This window comes from Solwaraspora sp. WMMA2080 (assembly GCF_027497395.1).
Taxonomy (GTDB): domain Bacteria; phylum Actinomycetota; class Actinomycetes; order Mycobacteriales; family Micromonosporaceae; genus Micromonospora_E.
In genome coordinates this window covers 2,287,721-2,303,192 of sequence record NZ_CP114910.1, presented here as the reverse complement: position 1 = coordinate 2,303,192, position 15,472 = coordinate 2,287,721, and the positions used below count along the sequence as shown (strand labels likewise).

Sequence of the window (15,472 nt, the reverse complement as noted above, 5' to 3'; positions counted from 1 at the left end):
AGCTGGGCCGTCCGAGCGACCGAATCCCACAAATTCGGGTGAGACCGGCAGGTCTGGCTTGCCCGACTTAGTAGTTATGGAGTAACTTTCTGTCATCGTCCGATCTCTCAAGGAGTACCCCCATGCCCGTTGTCGAGCGCGGCCTCCACCACGACACGGAGGTGCTTCTCCGGAAGGTGGACGGCCTGGTGGCCCTGCTGCGGCTGCGGCACCACCGGCTCGACCCAGTGGCGGTGGACCGGTTCGCCGACACCCTGCGGGCCCTGGTCGTCGACAGCGGATCGGCGAGCGCCGCCGACCGGGCGCGGGTACGCGCCACCGTGCATTACCACATGCTGTTGGCCAGCCGACGAGGTCGGCTGCCGCTCGCCGACGTGCCCGCACCCGCCGGACCGGCGACGCCGGCCCGCCCGGCGATGCCCGCCACGCCGACGACGGCTCCCACCGAACCAGCCGGCACATGACGGTAACCGTACGGTAACCACCGAATCCGCTGTGATCGCTTACCATCCAAAGTCCGGAATCCGGCGACGCCCAGGCCCGGCCACCGCCAGGCAGGCACGGCCAGCCAGGCAGCCGTCACCGAAAGACCGGTAGGCTGGCGGGGATCGACAGCGGAGGGGGGGCACGGATGGCACAGCTGCGCCACCTCCCGGCTCCGCGCAGGATCGCCGTCGTCCTACTCGTCCTGCTCACCGTCACCGCCGTGCACGGTGCCGCCTCGGTCGCCGTACCGGCCGTCGCCGTCGCCGCCGGGCCGGCCTCCATCGGAGCCACGCTGCTGCACCAGACCGTCTCGCCCGGTGGTCGCAACTGCGTCGACGACGCCGACCACCGGCAGCAGCAGAGCATGTCGGCCCGGCCCGGCCCAGCCGGTGACGACCACGGCACACCGACCGGTACCGTCACCACGCCAACCTGGTCCGCCTCGCCATCCGCCACCGGCCGGGCCGCCCGGTCGTCGGCCGCTGGTCCGCTCCTGCGCCGCGGGACGCTGCCCTGCTCCAGCCGGGCACCACCCGACCGGCTGGCCGCGCAGCTGACCACCGCGGCGGCGCACCTGCCCATTCCCGACTGAGCCGGGCCACCGACCCGGCGGAGTCCGGGGCCGGCCGGCCCGAGCCTCCGCCACCTCCACGTCACCCCCTGCGCCACGGCCGCGACGCGCCGTCCGGCGTTCCTCACCCGCCGGGCCGGCGAGCCCGGCAACGGACCCGTGCCGGCGCGCGGGCCCGCGACGACACCTACCTGGAGCCATGCGTGCTGGTACTGCTCATCGTCCACCTGGCGACGGCGCTCGTGGCGCCGGCGCTGGTCCGCTGGTGGGGTCCGCGTGCCTGCTACCTGCTGGCCGCCGCGCCCGGCGCCGCCGCCGGCTGGGCACTGGCCAACACCGGTGCGGTACGCGACGGTGCCACGCTCGACGAGACGTACCGGTGGGTGCCGCAGCTCGGCCTCGACCTGGCGTTTCGGGTGGGCACCCTGTCCTGGCTCATGGTGCTGCTGGTCGGCGGCGTCGGAGCCCTGGTCCTGATCTACTGCGCCCGCTACTTCGCGCCGGGTGAGCCCGGGCTCGGCCGCTTCACCGCGAACTTCGTCGGATTCGCCGGAGCCATGCTCGGTCTGGTCCTCGCCGACGACCTGATCCTGCTCTACGTCTTCTGGGAGCTGACCACCGTCTTTTCCTACCTGCTGATCGGCCATCATCCGGAGAAGCGGGCCAGCCGCCGGGCCGCCGCCCAGGCGCTGATCATGACCACCCTGGGCGGCCTGGCCATGCTCGTCGGGTTCATCATGCTCGGTGAGCAGGCCGGCACCTACCGCTGGTCGCAGATCGCGGCCGGCCCGCAGCCGGCAGGCGGCTACCTGGCCGTCGCGCTGGTGCTGGTCCTCGTCGGCGCGCTGTCCAAGTCGGCGATCTTCCCATTCAGTTTCTGGCTGCCCTCGGCGATGGCCGCGCCCACCCCGGTCAGCGCCTACCTGCACGCCGCCGCCATGGTGAAGGCCGGCATCTACCTGGTCGCCCTGCTGTCACCGGTGTACGCGGGCAACCCCTGGTGGTACTGGCTGATCGTCACCACCGGCACCGCCACCATGCTGGTCGGCGGCTGGGCGGCGCTGCGCCAGACCGACCTCAAGCTGCTGCTGGCGTACGGGACCGTGAGCCAGCTCGGCTTGCTGGTGTTGGTGACCGGCGCGGGCGAACGCGCCCCGGCGTTGGCCGGGGCGACGATGCTGCTCGCTCACGCCCTGTTCAAGGCGACCCTGTTCCTGGTGGTCGGCATCGTCGACCGGTGCGCCGGCACCCGCGACCTCACCGAGCTGAGCGGGCTGGGTCGACGGATGCCGGCGGTCGCCGTGGCCGCCACACTCGCCGCCGCGTCGATGGCCGGGGTGCCGCCGCTGCTTGGCTTCGTCGGCAAGGAGGCGGTGCTGGAGGCGTTCGCACCGGACCCGGTCGTGTTGGCGCTGATCGTCCTCGGCTCGGTGCTCACCACCGCGTACAGCGCCCGGTTCATCTGGGGCGCGTTCGCCGGCAAGCCCGGTCGGGAGCCGACCACCGCCGCGTCGGTCGGCCCGGTGTTCGTGCTGCCGGCCGGCGTACTGGCGCTGCTCGGCCTGCTGCTCGGTCCGGCGGCCGGCGTCGTCGACACGGTGCTCACTCCGTACGCCGGACTGTTCGGCCCGGGTGACTACCACCTGGCGCTGTGGCACGGATTCACCCCCGCACTGGGGTTGTCCCTGGTCGCGCTCGTCGGCGGCGCCGCGCTGTTCCTGGCCCGGGAGCGGGTGGCCGCCGTGCAGCGGCGGCTGCGGGCCCCGACCGACGGGGCGACCAGTTACGCCCAGGCGACCCACCTGCTCGACCGGATATCGGTGGAGGTCACCGGTGCCACCCAGCGCGGGTCGCTGCCGCAGTACCTCGGCATCATCCTGCTGGTGCTGGTCACCGTGCCCGGTGGGGCGCTGCTGGTGACCCGCCCATGGACCGGGCAGTGGCGCTGGTACGACACGCCGGCGCAGATCGGGGTGGCCGCCGTCCTGGTGGTTGCCGCGATCGCCACGGTCCGGGCACAACGCCGGCTGAAGGCCGTCATCCTGGCCGGGGTGACCGGGTACTGCACCGCGTTGATGTTCGTCCTGCACGGCGCGCCCGACCTGGCGCTCACCCAGTTCCTCGTCGAGACGATCACCATCGTGGTGTTCGTCCTGGTGGTCCGTCGCTTGCCGATCTACTTCTCGGAACGTCCACTGCGCTCCAGCCGGTACGCACGGATCGCCCTCGGGGTCGTCGTCGGTGTGGTGATGGCCGGCATGGCGATGGCGGCGGTCGGCAACCGGGACGCGGCACCCGTCTCGGCGGCCTACCCCGAACAGGCGGTGGAATACGGCGGCGGGCGCAACGTGGTGAACGTGACACTGGTCGACATCCGGGCCTGGGACACCATGGGGGAGATCTCGGTGCTGGTCGTCACGGCGACCGGCGTGGCCAGCCTGGTGTTCCTGCGGCCGCGTACCGGGCCGGGTCCCCGCCGGGTCGGCGCCGCGACCGCAGCCGGCCACGGTGGCCGGCCGGGCGGCCCGTCACCGCCGGCCCGGTCCCGGCGCCAACGGATCTGGCTGCGGGGCGGCGCTACCCAGACCGCGCGGGGCCGGTCGATCATCTTCGAGGTGGTCACCCGGCTGCTGTTCCACGCCATCCTGGTGTACTCGATATTCCTGCTCTTCTCCGGCCACAACGCACCCGGGGGCGGGTTCGCCGGCGGGCTGGTGGCCGGACTGGCACTGGCGGTGCGCTATCTCGCCGGTGGCCGCCACGAACTCAACGAGGCGGCACCGGTGGACGCCGGGCTGGTGCTCGGCGTCGGTCTGTTCCTGGCGATCGGCGCCGGGCTGAGCCCGATCCTGGTCGGCGCCGACGTGCTGCAGAGCGCCATCGTGGACCTGCACCTGCCGGTGATCGGCGACGTCCACCTGGTCACCTCGCTCTTTTTCGACGTGGGCGTCTACCTGATCGTGGTGGGCCTGGTCCTGGACATCCTGCGCAGCCTCGGCGCCGAGGTCGACCGGCAGATCGCGCGGTCCGCCGAGCCGGACGTCGAGGTGGACGACACCCCGCAGGGCGAGCTCGCCACCGCACCGGGTGCCGCCGGCAACGCCACCGCACCGGGTGCCGGCAGCGACCGGGTCGCCGGAGGAAGGAGCTGACATGCCGCCCAACATCGTGCTCGTCCTGGTCGTCGGGGTGCTCTTCGCCGCCGGCGTCACCCTGTTGCTGGAACGCAGTCTCACCCGGGTGGTGCTCGGGGTGATCCTGCTCGGCAACGGGGCCAACCTGCTGATCCTGCTGGGCGGGCGGCCCGGCGGGGCGCCCATCGCCGAGGTGACCGCCGCCGAGGAGATGAGCGACCCGCTGCCACAGGCGCTCATCCTCACCGCGATCGTGATCACGCTCGGGCTCACCGCGTTCCTGCTCGCCATGGCGTACCGCAGCTGGCTGCTCTTCGGCCACGACGAGGTCCAGGACGACCTGGAGGACCGGCTCATCGTTCAGCGCGCCCTCGCCGACCAGGGACCCAACGCCGAGGACGATGCCGAGGACAGCGACGACAACGACACCGACCCGATCGACGCGATCGGTGCCCCCCGTACCGCCCCGGCCCGCGCCGGCGATCTCGATCGGAGCGACCCGTGAGCTTCCTGGTGCCGTTGCCGGTGATCGTGCCGCTGCTCGGCGCGGGTATCACCCTGGTGCTGGCCCGGCATCCGCGCGCCCAGCGGACCATCAGCGTCGCCGCCCTCACCGTCACCTTCGGCGTCGCGCTCGCCCTGTTGATCACCGCCCACATCGAGGGACCCCAGGTGGTACGGGTGGGTGGCTGGCCGGTGCCGCTGGGCATCGTGCTGGTCGCCGACCAACTCGCCACCCTGATGCTGGTGGTCTCCACCGCAGTGACGCTTTGCGTACTGCTGTATTCGATCGGTGAAGGTCGCGCTGACGGCCGGGAGAGCACACCGGTGGCGATCTACCACCCGACGTACCTGATTCTCACCGCCGGAGTGACCAACGCGTTCCTCTCCGGGGACCTGTTCAACCTGTACGTCGGGTTCGAGATCCTGCTCGGCGCCAGCTACGTGCTGCTCACCCTGGGCGGCACCGAGGTACGAATCCGGGCCGGCACGACCTACGTCGTGGTCAGCATCCTCTCCTCGGTCATCTTCCTCACCGCCATCGGGCTGATCTACGCCGCCACCGGCACGGTGAACCTGGCGCAGCTGGCCGACCGGCTCGACGGACTCCCCGACGACCTGCGGCTGATGCTGCAGCTGATGCTGCTTCTCGCGTTCGGCATCAAGGCCGCCGTCTTCCCGCTGTCGGCCTGGCTGCCGGACAGCTACCCGACCGCGCCAGCTCCGGTCACCGCCGTCTTCGCCGGTCTGCTGACCAAGGTCGGCGTCTACGCGATCATCCGTACCGAGACGTTGCTGTTCCCCGGCGGACGCACCCGCGACCTGCTGCTGGTGGTCGCGTTGCTGACCATGGTGGTCGGCATCCTCGGTGCGGTCGCACAGTCGGACATCAAGCGTCTGCTCTCGTTCACCCTGGTCAGTCACATCGGCTACATGCTGTTCGGGATCGCGCTCGGCACCGCTGCCGGACTGGCGGCGGCGATCTTCTACGTGGTGCACCACATCACCGTCCAGACCACGCTGTTCCTGGCGACCGGCCTGGTGGAGCGCCGGGGCGGCAGCACCAACCTGGAGCGTCTCGGCGGGTTGGCCCGAGCCGCGCCGCTGCTCGCCGCGCTGTTCTTTCTGCCCGCGTTGAACCTGGCCGGCATACCACCGTTCTCCGGGTTCCTCGGCAAGCTCGGGTTGCTGCAGGCCGGGGTCGCCGACGATGGCCCGCTGGTCTGGGTGGTCGCCGCCGGCGCGGTGGTGACCAGCCTGCTCACCCTGTACGCGGTGACCCGGGTGTGGAATCTCGCCTTCTGGCGCAAAACCGCACCGCAGGCCACAGCGGGCGGTCCGGCGACGGCACCGGCACCTGCTGCGGCCCCGCAGCCGGCGACCGTGCCGTCCGCCACCCGGGCGGTGTCCGGTGTCCGGGTGCCGTCCACCGACTCGGCCTCCACCCCGCTCGCCGCCGACGGCCCGGGGTCGGTGGAACCGATGCCGCCCCTGCTGGTCGGCGCGACCACCGCACTGGTGCTGCTCGGCCTGGCGCTGACCGTGCTGGCCGGACCGTTGTACCAGATCGGCACCGAGGCGGCGGCCAACCTGGTGAGTCGTACGCCGTACGTCGACGCGGTGTTCCCGCAGGGAGGAGCCAGATGAGTCCGGTGTCCAGGGCCGCGCGCTGGCGTGCCCAGATCGTCGCGGTCGCCGCTCTGGTGGTGCTGTGGAACCTGTTCTACGGGCGGTTCTCCGTCGGCAACCTGCTCGGTGGGACGGCCGTCGCGTTGGTGGTGGTCACCGTCTTCCCGCTGCCGCCGGTCGCCTTCGAGGGCCGGATCCGGCCGCTGGCGGTGCTGCGCTTCCTCGTCCGGTTCGTCGTCGACCTGTTCATCGCGAGCGCGCAGGTGGCCTGGACCGCCGTCCGGTTTGGGCACACGCCGCGCAGCGCGGTCCTCGCGGTGCGGCTCCGAGTCCGGACGGACCTGAACCTGACCCTCACCGCCGAGGCGTTGTCGTTGATCCCGGGCAGCCTCATCGTCGAGGCCGACCCGGCCAGCGGCACCCTCTACGTCCACGTGCTCGACGTCGTCGACCACCACGACGTCGAGCAGGCCCGGCGGAAGGTGCTGGCGTTGGAGGAGCGGATCGTCCGGGCCGTCGGCTCGGCGGACGACGTGCGTCACCTCGCCGACCCTCGCCCGGCCGACCATCACGGAGAGAATCGATGACCTTTGTGGCTGTCGTGGTGACCGTCCTGCTGGCCGTGGCGGCCCTGCTGACCGTCGGGCGGATCATCCGTGGTCCGACACTGCTCGACCGGGTAGTGGCCGCCGAGGTTCTGATCGCCATCATCGTCGGCGGGCTTGCCGCCGAGGCCGCGGTCAACCGGCACGCCACCACTTTGCCGGTGCTCGTGGTGCTGTCCCTGCTCGGGTTCGTGGGCTCGGTCAGCATCGTCCGGTTCGTCGCCGCCCGCCCGCCTGCGGTGGCCGCCGCCGAACGGGAGCAACGGTGAACGGGGTGCTGACCGTACTGTCCGGCACGCTGCTGATCGGCGGCGCGTTGCTCAGCCTGGCGGCCAGCATCGGTCTGCTGCGCTTCCCCGACGTTGCCGCCCGGATTCACGCGGCGACCAAGCCGCAGGTTCTCGGCCTGTTGCTGTTCCTCAGTGGGCTGGCGTTGCGGCTGCAGAGCGGCACCGAACTGGCCACTCTGCTGATGGTCGCGGTCTTCCAGATGGCGACCGCGCCGGTCGCGGCCCACATCATCGGCCGGGCCGCCTACCGGGCCGATCTGGTACGGCGGGACCTGCTGGTCACCGACGAGGCGGACGGGATCACGACGGGCGCCACCGGCGGCGACGGAACCGGTGGGCAGCGGCGGGCCACTATATAATCCGGCCATGACCGATGCTCCTGCCCAGGAGGGCAGCAGTAGCCAGCCGGGTAGGACCCGGCTGCCGACATTCCGGCCGCCGGTCGCCGGAGCGCTGAGCCCCCGGTGCTGATCGTCTTCGGTCTCTTCCTGATCACCGTCTTGACGGTCGCGACCGGCTACTTCGTCGCCCAGGAGTTCGGCTACGTCGCCGTCGACCGGGGCCGGCTCCGGGCCCTGGCCGACCGGGGCGACCCGGCTGCCGCCCGGGCGCTGCGGGTGACCAGCCGGCTGTCGTTCATGCTCTCCGGTGCCCAGCTGGGGATCACGGTCACCGCGTTGCTGGTCGGCTACGTCGCCGAGCCGTACCTCGGCGCCGGACTGTCCGAGCTGCTCGGCGGGGTCGGAGTTCCGCCGGCCGCCAGTCTGACCATCTCAGTCGGGTTGGCGCTGATCATCTCGACCGTGGTGCAGATGGTCCTCGGTGAGCTGGCCCCCAAGAACCTCGCCCTCGCACGGGCCGAGACGTTGGCCCGGGCGCTCAGCCGGTCGACCCTGATCTACCTGGCCGTCGCCGGGCCGCTGATCCGGATGTTCGACATCGCGGCGAACCGGTTGCTGCGACGGGTCGGCATCGAGCCGATCGAGGAGCTGCCCAGCGGCGCCACCGCCGAGGACCTCGGCCAGATCATCGCCGAGTCCCGCCAGGAGGGGCATCTCGACTCGGCGATGTCCACGCTGCTCGATCGGGGACTGCACTTCCGGCAGCTGACCGCCGGTGAGGCGATGGTGCCGCGGGTCGACGTGCACACGGTGCGGGTCGACGCGCCACTGACCGGGCTGGTGGAGCTGCTGGACACCGGGCACTCCCGCTTCCCGGTGCACGGCTCGGACGGCGTCGACGATCTGGTCGGCATCGCCAGCATCGCGGACGTGCTCACCGTAGCGCCGTCGCGGCGGGCGATGACGACCGTCGCGGCCGTGATGGTTCCCCCGCTGCTGGTGCCCGAGACCTTGCCGTTGCCGGCGGTGCTGGACCGGCTGCGTAAGGGGCACCGGCAGCTGGCCTGCGTGGTCGACGAGTACGGCGGCTTCGCCGGGGTGATCACCCTGGAGGACATCGCCGAGGAGCTGGTCGGACCGATCCGGGACGAGGACGACCCCCCGGAGCCGGCCCCGGCCCGCCAGCCGGACGGCTCCTGGCTGGTCCCGGCCCGCTGGCGGATCGACGAGGTCGCCGACACCACCGGGGTCGAGCTGCCCACCGCCCCCGAGTACGACACCCTCTCCGGCCTGGTCATGCGGGAGCTGGGCCGGGTGCCCGAGGTCGGCGACCAGATCTCGATCAGCCTGGACGAGACAGCCGCCGGCAACGGCCATCATCGGGCCCGGCGGGCCGTACTGCACGTTATCTCCGTCGACCGGCACGTGCCCGACTCGGTCCGGCTGGAGGTGATCGGGTGAGCGCCGGGTGGGCGTTGCTGACCTCGCTGGTGCTGCTCGCCCTGAACGGATTCTTCGTGGCTGCGGAGTTCGCCCTGGTGGCGAGCAAGCGGTACCGCCTGGAACAGGCTGCGGCGGGCGGCTCGCGGGCGGCCCGGGCGGCGTTGGACGGCTCGCGCGAGCTGTCGCTGATGCTCGCCGGGGCGCAGCTGGGCATCACCGTCTGCACCCTCGGTCTGGGCGCGTTGGCCGAACCGGCGGTGGAGCGGCTGGTGGCGCCCCTGCTGGAGCGGGCCGGTCTGCCGTACGCGGCCAGTCACCTGGTCGCGTTCCTGTTCGCCCTCGCCCTGGTGGTCTTTCTGCATCTGGTGGTCGGCGAGATGGCACCGAAGTCGTGGGCGATCACCCACCCGGAGCGATCGGCGCTGCTGCTGGCGCTGCCGTTCCGGGCATTCGCCCGGGTGTCCCGGCCGGTCCTGTCCGGGCTGAACGCGATCGCCAACGCCGTGCTGCGGGCGTTCCGGGTCGAACCACAGGACCAGCTGGCCCAGGTGCACGGCCCGGACGAGCTGCGCATCCTGCTGGAACAGTCGCGGGAGCACGGCCTGCTGCCGCCGGACCAGCACGAGCTGCTGGCCAAGATGCTCCAGCTGGAGCGCACCACCGTGCGGGACGTGATGCAGCCGGTGGACCAGGTCGTCGCGGTGGCCCGGACGGACACCGCCGTGCGGGTGGAGGAGCTGTCCCGGGGTAGCGGTCGGTCCCGTCTGGTGGTCTACGGCGAGGCCGGCGATCTGATCGGCATCGTGCACGTACGCGACGCGGTGCGGGCGAACACCTGTGACGGAGCCCCGACCGCCGAGTCGCTGATGAGCCGGCCGTTCCTGCTGCCGGCGACGGCGACCGTCACCGAGGCGGTGGCGGCGATGCGCGCCGACCAGGTCCAGTTGGCGCTGGTCACCAACGGTGCCGGAGCCGACCGGCCGATCGGTTTCGTGGCGTTGGAGGACCTGCTGGAAGAGGTCATCGGCGAGTTCGACGACGAGACCGACGCCGTCCCGAGGGGACGGCGGATGCGCTGAGCTGCGCGTCGACGGTGTGGTCTCGCCGGGCCGGCGGTCATGCTGCTCCGGCGGGTCACGCTGCTCCGGCGCTGGCGGTCGCCAGCTTGACCCCGAAACCGAGGAACAGGGCACCCACCCCGCTGGTGACCGTCACGGCGAGCCGGCGCCGTTGCCGGAACTGCATCGCCAGATAAGTCCCGGTGAAGATCAGCACGGTCAGGTAGATGACGCTGAACAGTTGGGCGATCGTGCCGAGCAGCAGGAACGACAGCGCCGGGTACGGGTACGCCGGGTCGACGAACTGGATGAAGAACGACACGAAGAACAGGATCGCTTTCGGGTTCAGCAGGCTGATCACCGTCGCCCGCCGGAACGGGCGACGCGCCGCCGCCGGCTCGGCTGCGTCCACCAACCGGGGCGCGCCCGGGTCGTCCCGCCGCCGCCAGCGCCGCCAGGCACCACGGAGCATGGTGACGCCGACATAGCCGAGGTACGCCGCCCCGGCGTACTTGATCACGGTGAACACCGCCGGATGGGTGTTGAGCAGGGAGGCGACCCCGGCTGCGGAGAGCACCATCAGCACCGTGTCGCCGAGGAAGACGCCGCCGGCCGCCCGGTAGCCGTGCCGCACGCCGCGTCGGGCGGCGGTGGACAGGACGAACAACGAGTTCGGCCCGGGCAGCAGAATGATCGCCACGGTGCCCAGGACGTACGTCCAGATGTCGGTGATGCCCAGCATGGGGGTCATCCTCACCTGTCCGCCGGTCCGCTGGCGAGAGAAATTTCGCTGGTGGTGAAGTAGGTCGGCACCGCCCGGGTGACTCCGGTAGCGGATTGCGGCGGGTCGGCGACGGTGCGCAGCGGCAGCACCCCGGCCCAGTACGGCAGTGCGAGGTCGGCCTGATCGTCGACGGGGTCACCGGTGCGGCCCTTGACCGACACCTCGTCGAGAGCGACGGCGAGCACCGCTGTCTGCGCGAGTTCCCGGTTCGTCGGTGGCCGGCTGTCCGAGACCCGGCCCGGAGCCGCCTTGTCGATCAGGGCGTCGAGTGCCCGCCGCTTGTCGGCCGGATCGCTGACCAGCCGGGCGGTGCCGTGTACGACGACTGACCGGTAGTTCGCGCTGTGGTGCGCCTGGGCGCGGGCATAGACCAGGCCGTCGAGCAGGGTGACGGCCACACAGACGGCGAGCCCTTGTGGGTCCCGGGCGGCCAACAGGGGCGTGCTCGCGGTGGAGCCGTGCAGGTACAGGGTCTCGTCGACGCGTACGTGCAGAGTGGGCAGTGCCCGGGGCGCGCCGTCGGCGACGAACGCCAGGCAGCAGTGGTACGCCTCGTCGAGGATGCGGTGTGCCTCGGTGCGCTGGTAGGTGACCCGGTTGAGGTGTCGCGTGGCGGTGGTCCGGGCGGTGGCGGGATACATTCGGGCTCCCAAGTTTGTTCTAGTACAATATGCTATTTGTGTCAGAACAATATCAGCCGACCGGTGCGACCGCGACCGAGATCTCGGCCAGCGTCGAGGCCGGTGTCCGTACGGGTGCGTTGGCACCTGGTGCCCTGCTGCCGGCGGTGCGTACGCTCGCCGACGCACTCGAGGTCAGCCCGGCCACCGTCGCCAAGGCGTACCAGGCGCTGCGCCAACGTGGGATCGTCGACACCGACGGCCGGCGCGGCACCCGGGTCCGCGCCCGCCCGCCGGTCGCCGTGACCCGGCCCGGCCCGTCCGCGCCGGCCCCGCCGGGCACCCTGGACCTGTCCACCGGTGAGCCGGATCCACGGCTGTTGCCGCCGCTGGCGACACATCTCGCTGCGGTCGCCCGGGAGTTGGCCGACACCGCGTCCGGGCAGGGTTACGCCGACGCCGGCCTGCTGCCCGACCTTGCCGCGCTAGCCATGGTCCGGTTGGCTGACGACGGCCTGCCGGCCGGCGGTCTCACTGTCACCAGTGGCGCGCTGGACGGGATCGAACGCCTGCTCACCGGCACTCTGCGCCCTGGCGACCGGGTCGCGGTGGAGGATCCCGGCTGGGCCAACCTGCTGGACCTGATCGCGGCACTGGGCCTCACTCCGGTCCCGATGCCGGTGGACGACCGCGGCCCGACCGAACCCGGCCTGCGGGCGGTGCTGTCCGCCGGCGTCTCCGCCATCGTGGTCACCACCCGGGCGCAGAACCCGACCGGCGCCGCCCTGGACGCGGACCGGGCCGACCGGCTGCGACGGCTGCTGCGCGAGGCCGACGATGTGCTGCTCATCGAGGATGACCACGCCGCTGAGCTCTCCGATGGTCCGCCGCACGTGTTGGCCGGCGTGACACCCCGGTGGGCGTTCGTCCGCTCCGTAAGCAAGCCGTACGGCCCGGACCTGCGGATCGCCCTGTTGACCGGCGACGAGACCACTCTCAGCCGGGTGGCCGGTCGGATGCGTATCGGTTCCGGCTGGGTCTCCACGGTCCTGCAGCGGCTGCTCGGACAGTTGTGGCGCGATCCCTCGGTCGCCGCCACCGTGGCCGGGGCCGGCCGGGTCTACCAGCGCCGCCGGGAGTCGTTGCGGGCCGCGCTCGCCAACCACGGCGTCGCCAGCCACGGCGGCAGCGGGATCAACGTCTGGGTGCCGGTGACGGACGAGACCCACGTGGTGGCCGCGCTGCAGGCGGCCGGATTCACCGTCTCCACCGGAGCCCGCTACCGGCTACGCAGCGCGCCGGGTATCAGGATCACCGTCAGCGGGCTCGACGAGCACCGGGCCGGCGAGCTCGCCGCGGCGGTGCGCGACGCGCTGCGCCCAGCAGGACTCACCGGGGTCGGCAGGTGAGGTACGCGGGCCGCACTCGGACCGGTCAACCCAGGCGCTCCGGTCAATCCGCAACCGGGTAGGAAGGACTTGTGACCGTGCACGAAACCACCGCCGGAGCCGATGGGTACGTCCCCACCGGTGCCCGTAGCCTCGCCGACCTGCGCGCTGCCGCCCCCAGTTGCCAGGGCTGCGAACTGCACCAGCCCGCCAGCCAGGTGGTCTTCGGCCGGGGCAACCCCGATGCCCGGGTGGTGATGGTCGGCGAGCAGCCCGGGGACGTCGAGGACCGCCAGGGGCTGCCGTTCGTCGGCCCGGCCGGCCGGCTGCTGCGCCGGGCGGTGGACGACGCCGGGATCCCGGTCGACCAGATCTATCTGACCAACGCGGTGAAGCACTTCCGCTTCGTGTCGCGCGGCGGTCGACGGATCCACCAGACCCCGGACCGGGCGCACATCGTGGCCTGCCGGCCATGGTTGGTTGCCGAGTTCGCGATGCTGCGCCCGGACGTCGTCGTGGTGCTCGGCGCGACCGCGGCCCGGGCACTGCTCGGCCCGGCGTTCCGGGTGACCCGCTCGCGTGGCGTACCGTTGCCGTGGCCTGCCTCGGCCGAACGGGCCGAGGAGTTTCCGGTGGGTCCGGCGCAACTGGTGGCCACCATCCATCCCTCTGCGGTGCTGCGTGCCGACGCCCAGCAGATCGCCTTCCGAGGGCTGGTCACCGACCTCGGCGTCGCCCGCAGACTGCTCGCCGATCGGGGCAGCCCGACCCAGGCGGTACGCCGATGACCGCGCTCACTGCACCGTCGTCGGTGACCGACCCGCCGCCATCCGGTGACGTCACCCGCATCCAACGCCGTACGCTGCGGCTGCTCGCCGGTACCCAGATGATCGGCGGCGTAGGCGTCACCATCGGGATCTCGGTCGGTGGCCTGCTCGCCGCCGAGCTCGGCGGGGTGGCCGTCTCCGGCCTGGCGCAGAGCGCCGCAGTGGTCGGCGGGGCGCTGCTCGCCGTACCCGTGGTCCGGATCATGAACGGGCACGGCCGCCGACCCGGTCTGGTCTTCGCCTACCTGACGGGTGCGACCGGGGCGGTGCTGGTGGTGGCCGCCGCCGCGGGGCGCTGGGTGCCGCTGCTGTTCGTCGGCATGGTCCTGTTCGGCGGGGCGACGACTGCCGGGCTGCAGGCCCGGTACGCGGCGGTCGACCTCACCGAGCCGCGTCGTCGGGGCCGGCAGCTGTCGCTGGTGGTCTGGGCGACCACGGTCGGCGCGGTGACCGCCCCCAACCTGGCCGGGCTGGCCGACCGGTCGGCCAGCGGGGTCGGGCTGCCGCCGCTGGCCGGCCCGTTCGCCGTCAGTACGCTGGCGTTCCTGCTGGCCGCGCTGCTGGTGCTGGTGTTGTTGCGACCGGATCCGCTGCTGACCGCCCGGCGGATCGCCGGCCCCGCTGCGGCGACCGCCCCGGTGCAGTCCGGCCGGGCTTCGCAGGCCAGGTCCGGCCGAGGCCTGCGGGCCGCGTTCGTGGTGGTAGCCGCCCGGCCCGCCGCGCGGCTCGGGGTCTGCGCCGTCGCAGTCGGCCACCTGGTGATGGTCGGGGTGATGGCGATGACGCCGGTCCACATCGGGATGGGGCACACCGGCGGTGATCTGTTGCGCACCGTCGGGCTGGTGCTGAGCCTGCACATCGCCGGGATGTACGCGCTGTCGCCGGTGGTAGGTTGGCTCACCGACCGGGCCGGTCGCCGGCCGGTGATCGTCGGTGGGGTCGGGCTGCTGCTGGCCGCGTGTGCCGTGGCGGGCACCGCCGGCCACGACCCGGTACGCCTGGTGATCGGGCTGGTGCTGCTCGGGCTCGGCTGGTCGGGCACCATGGTCGCGGGCTCGACCCTGCTGTCGGAGTCGGTGCCGGTCGACGTCCGTCCGTCGGTGCAAGGCCTGTCGGACCTGGTGATGGGTCTGGCCGGCGCGTTCGCCGGCGGGGTCAGCGGAATCATCGTCGGGCTGTCCGGTTACGGCGTCCTGACGTTGCTGTCGGCGCTGGCCACGGTGCCGCTGCTGGGGTTGGTGCTGCGCCCGGTGCCGGCTCCGTCGAAGCAGTAAGGAGGCAGGGATGCGGTTGACGGACTTCTGGGGCCGGTTGGACGAGGCGTTCGGGCCGGCGTACGCCCGCAGTATCGCCACCGATCAGGTACTGGCCCAGTTGGGTGGGCGCACCATCGCCCAGGCACTGGCGGCGGGTGAGGAGACGGCGGTGGTCTGGCGGGCGGTCTGCGCCGCGTATCCCGACCGGGTCCCTGGCCGGTTGCGCTGATCGCGAGCCGGTCGAGCTGGGATTCACGACCTGTTGATTACGGTACGCCTCAGTCAATGCGCATAGTGTCACTGTCTCGGTTGTCGGGTGTTGGTTGGGCTCTGATGTCACCGGTGCATCAGAGCACCGGTGACATCGGAACTGGAAGTGTCTCGGGGCAACCGGAGTCGGCCTGTGTGTCGCGCGTCGCTTGTCGGGTCGGTCGTACTCCTGTCGGCTGGTCGTGCCTCCGCTTGACGGGGTACCTCTGCTTGGCGGGCGTGCGTTCGCGTAGCTGAATTCACTCTTTGCGGTCCAATGGATGCTTTGG

General features: G+C 71.9%; 16 protein-coding genes. 14 read left to right on the top strand and 2 right to left on the bottom strand.

All coding sequences use genetic code 11. The features are described from left to right. The first annotated feature begins 122 nt into the window (after positions 1–122). The 10 genes from O7543_RS10470 (at position 123) to O7543_RS10425 (ending at position 10,079) form a co-directional block, all read left to right on the top strand. The gene (locus O7543_RS10470; RefSeq protein ID WP_281554006.1) at positions 123–464 is read left to right on the top strand and encodes a hypothetical protein; all 342 of its coding nucleotides are present in this window, start codon (positions 123–125) and stop codon (positions 462–464) included. 167 nt (positions 465–631) lie between these two features. Beyond that, positions 632–1,078, top strand: a complete 447-nt coding sequence (locus O7543_RS10465; protein WP_281554007.1) for a hypothetical protein — start codon at positions 632–634, stop codon at positions 1,076–1,078. A 182-nt stretch (positions 1,079–1,260) separates the two neighbouring features. Next, the gene (locus O7543_RS10460; protein ID WP_281554008.1) at positions 1,261–4,209 is read left to right on the top strand and encodes a Na+/H+ antiporter subunit A; all 2,949 of its coding nucleotides are present in this window, start codon (positions 1,261–1,263) and stop codon (positions 4,207–4,209) included. A gap of 1 nt (position 4,210) precedes the next feature. Then, entirely contained in the window at positions 4,211–4,696 is a 486-nt protein-coding gene (locus O7543_RS10455; RefSeq protein WP_281554009.1) for a Na(+)/H(+) antiporter subunit C, read from the top strand. Further along, entirely contained in the window at positions 4,693–6,339 is a 1,647-nt protein-coding gene (locus O7543_RS10450; protein WP_281554010.1) for a Na+/H+ antiporter subunit D, read from the top strand. The genes O7543_RS10455 and O7543_RS10450 overlap by 4 nt, the downstream gene beginning before the upstream one ends. Further along, entirely contained in the window at positions 6,336–6,908 is a 573-nt protein-coding gene (locus O7543_RS10445; RefSeq protein WP_281554011.1) for a Na+/H+ antiporter subunit E, read from the top strand. The genes O7543_RS10450 and O7543_RS10445 overlap by 4 nt, the downstream gene beginning before the upstream one ends. Further along, entirely contained in the window at positions 6,905–7,195 is a 291-nt protein-coding gene (locus tag O7543_RS10440; protein WP_123600656.1) for a monovalent cation/H+ antiporter complex subunit F, read from the top strand. The genes O7543_RS10445 and O7543_RS10440 overlap by 4 nt, the downstream gene beginning before the upstream one ends. Then, positions 7,192–7,575, top strand: coding sequence for a monovalent cation/H(+) antiporter subunit G (mnhG, locus tag O7543_RS10435; RefSeq protein WP_281554012.1), 384 nt, complete (start codon positions 7,192–7,194; stop codon positions 7,573–7,575). Before O7543_RS10440 ends, mnhG begins: the two co-directional genes overlap by 4 nt. 105 nt (positions 7,576–7,680) lie before the next feature. Further along, on the top strand, positions 7,681–9,018 hold the full coding sequence (locus O7543_RS10430; protein WP_281554013.1) for a hemolysin family protein: 1,338 nt from the start codon (positions 7,681–7,683) through the stop codon (positions 9,016–9,018). After that, on the top strand, positions 9,015–10,079 hold the full coding sequence (locus O7543_RS10425) for a hemolysin family protein (RefSeq protein WP_281554014.1): 1,065 nt from the start codon (positions 9,015–9,017) through the stop codon (positions 10,077–10,079). Before O7543_RS10430 ends, O7543_RS10425 begins: the two co-directional genes overlap by 4 nt. 55 nt (positions 10,080–10,134) lie before the next feature. Here the strand turns inward: O7543_RS10425 and leuE are convergent, their stop codons facing one another. Both leuE and O7543_RS10415 read right to left on the bottom strand, forming a co-directional pair. Next, positions 10,135–10,809 carry a leucine efflux protein LeuE gene (gene leuE / locus O7543_RS10420; RefSeq protein ID WP_281554015.1) on the bottom strand — a complete coding sequence of 225 codons (675 nt, stop codon included), beginning with the start codon at positions 10,807–10,809 and terminating at the stop codon, positions 10,135–10,137. 2 nt (positions 10,810–10,811) lie between these two features. Further along, positions 10,812–11,483: a pyridoxamine 5'-phosphate oxidase family protein gene (locus tag O7543_RS10415; protein ID WP_348650093.1), complete on the bottom strand. Its 672-nt coding sequence runs from the start codon at positions 11,481–11,483 to the stop codon at positions 10,812–10,814. Between the two features lie 38 nt (positions 11,484–11,521). Here O7543_RS10415 and O7543_RS10410 point away from each other — a divergent pair, with 38 nt between their 5' ends. The 4 genes from O7543_RS10410 (at position 11,522) to O7543_RS10395 (ending at position 15,162) form a co-directional block, all read left to right on the top strand. Continuing rightward, entirely contained in the window at positions 11,522–12,871 is a 1,350-nt protein-coding gene (locus O7543_RS10410) for an aminotransferase class I/II-fold pyridoxal phosphate-dependent enzyme (protein WP_281554016.1), read from the top strand. A 71-nt stretch (positions 12,872–12,942) separates the two neighbouring features. Next, positions 12,943–13,638, top strand: a complete 696-nt coding sequence (locus tag O7543_RS10405; protein WP_281554017.1) for a UdgX family uracil-DNA binding protein — start codon at positions 12,943–12,945, stop codon at positions 13,636–13,638. Next, positions 13,635–14,951 (top strand): MFS transporter, encoded by a 1,317-nt coding sequence (locus O7543_RS10400; RefSeq protein WP_281554018.1) that lies wholly within the window; start codon positions 13,635–13,637, stop codon positions 14,949–14,951. The genes O7543_RS10405 and O7543_RS10400 overlap by 4 nt, the downstream gene beginning before the upstream one ends. A gap of 10 nt (positions 14,952–14,961) precedes the next feature. Beyond that, complete coding sequence (locus O7543_RS10395; RefSeq protein WP_281554019.1) at positions 14,962–15,162, top strand: DUF3046 domain-containing protein; 201 nt, start codon at positions 14,962–14,964, stop codon at positions 15,160–15,162. Positions 15,163–15,472: the final 310 nt, after the last annotated feature.

Excerpts from the sequence above, each read along its gene's own strand:
- O7543_RS10470 (WP_281554006.1), top strand. The coding sequence starts at position 123 with ATGCCCGTTGTCGAGCGCGGCCTCCACCACGACACGGAGGTGCTTCTC.
- O7543_RS10465 (WP_281554007.1), top strand. The coding sequence starts at position 632 with ATGGCACAGCTGCGCCACCTCCCGGCTCCGCGCAGGATCGCCGTCGTC.
- O7543_RS10455 (WP_281554009.1), top strand. The coding sequence starts at position 4,211 with ATGCCGCCCAACATCGTGCTCGTCCTGGTCGTCGGGGTGCTCTTCGCC.
- O7543_RS10445 (WP_281554011.1), top strand. The coding sequence starts at position 6,336 with ATGAGTCCGGTGTCCAGGGCCGCGCGCTGGCGTGCCCAGATCGTCGCG.
- O7543_RS10440 (WP_123600656.1), top strand. The coding sequence starts at position 6,905 with ATGACCTTTGTGGCTGTCGTGGTGACCGTCCTGCTGGCCGTGGCGGCC.
- leuE (WP_281554015.1), bottom strand. The coding sequence starts at position 10,809 with ATGACCCCCATGCTGGGCATCACCGACATCTGGACGTACGTCCTGGGC.
- O7543_RS10415 (WP_348650093.1), bottom strand. The coding sequence starts at position 11,483 with ATGTATCCCGCCACCGCCCGGACCACCGCCACGCGACACCTCAACCGG.
- O7543_RS10400 (WP_281554018.1), top strand. The coding sequence starts at position 13,635 with ATGACCGCGCTCACTGCACCGTCGTCGGTGACCGACCCGCCGCCATCC.
- O7543_RS10395 (WP_281554019.1), top strand. The coding sequence starts at position 14,962 with ATGCGGTTGACGGACTTCTGGGGCCGGTTGGACGAGGCGTTCGGGCCG.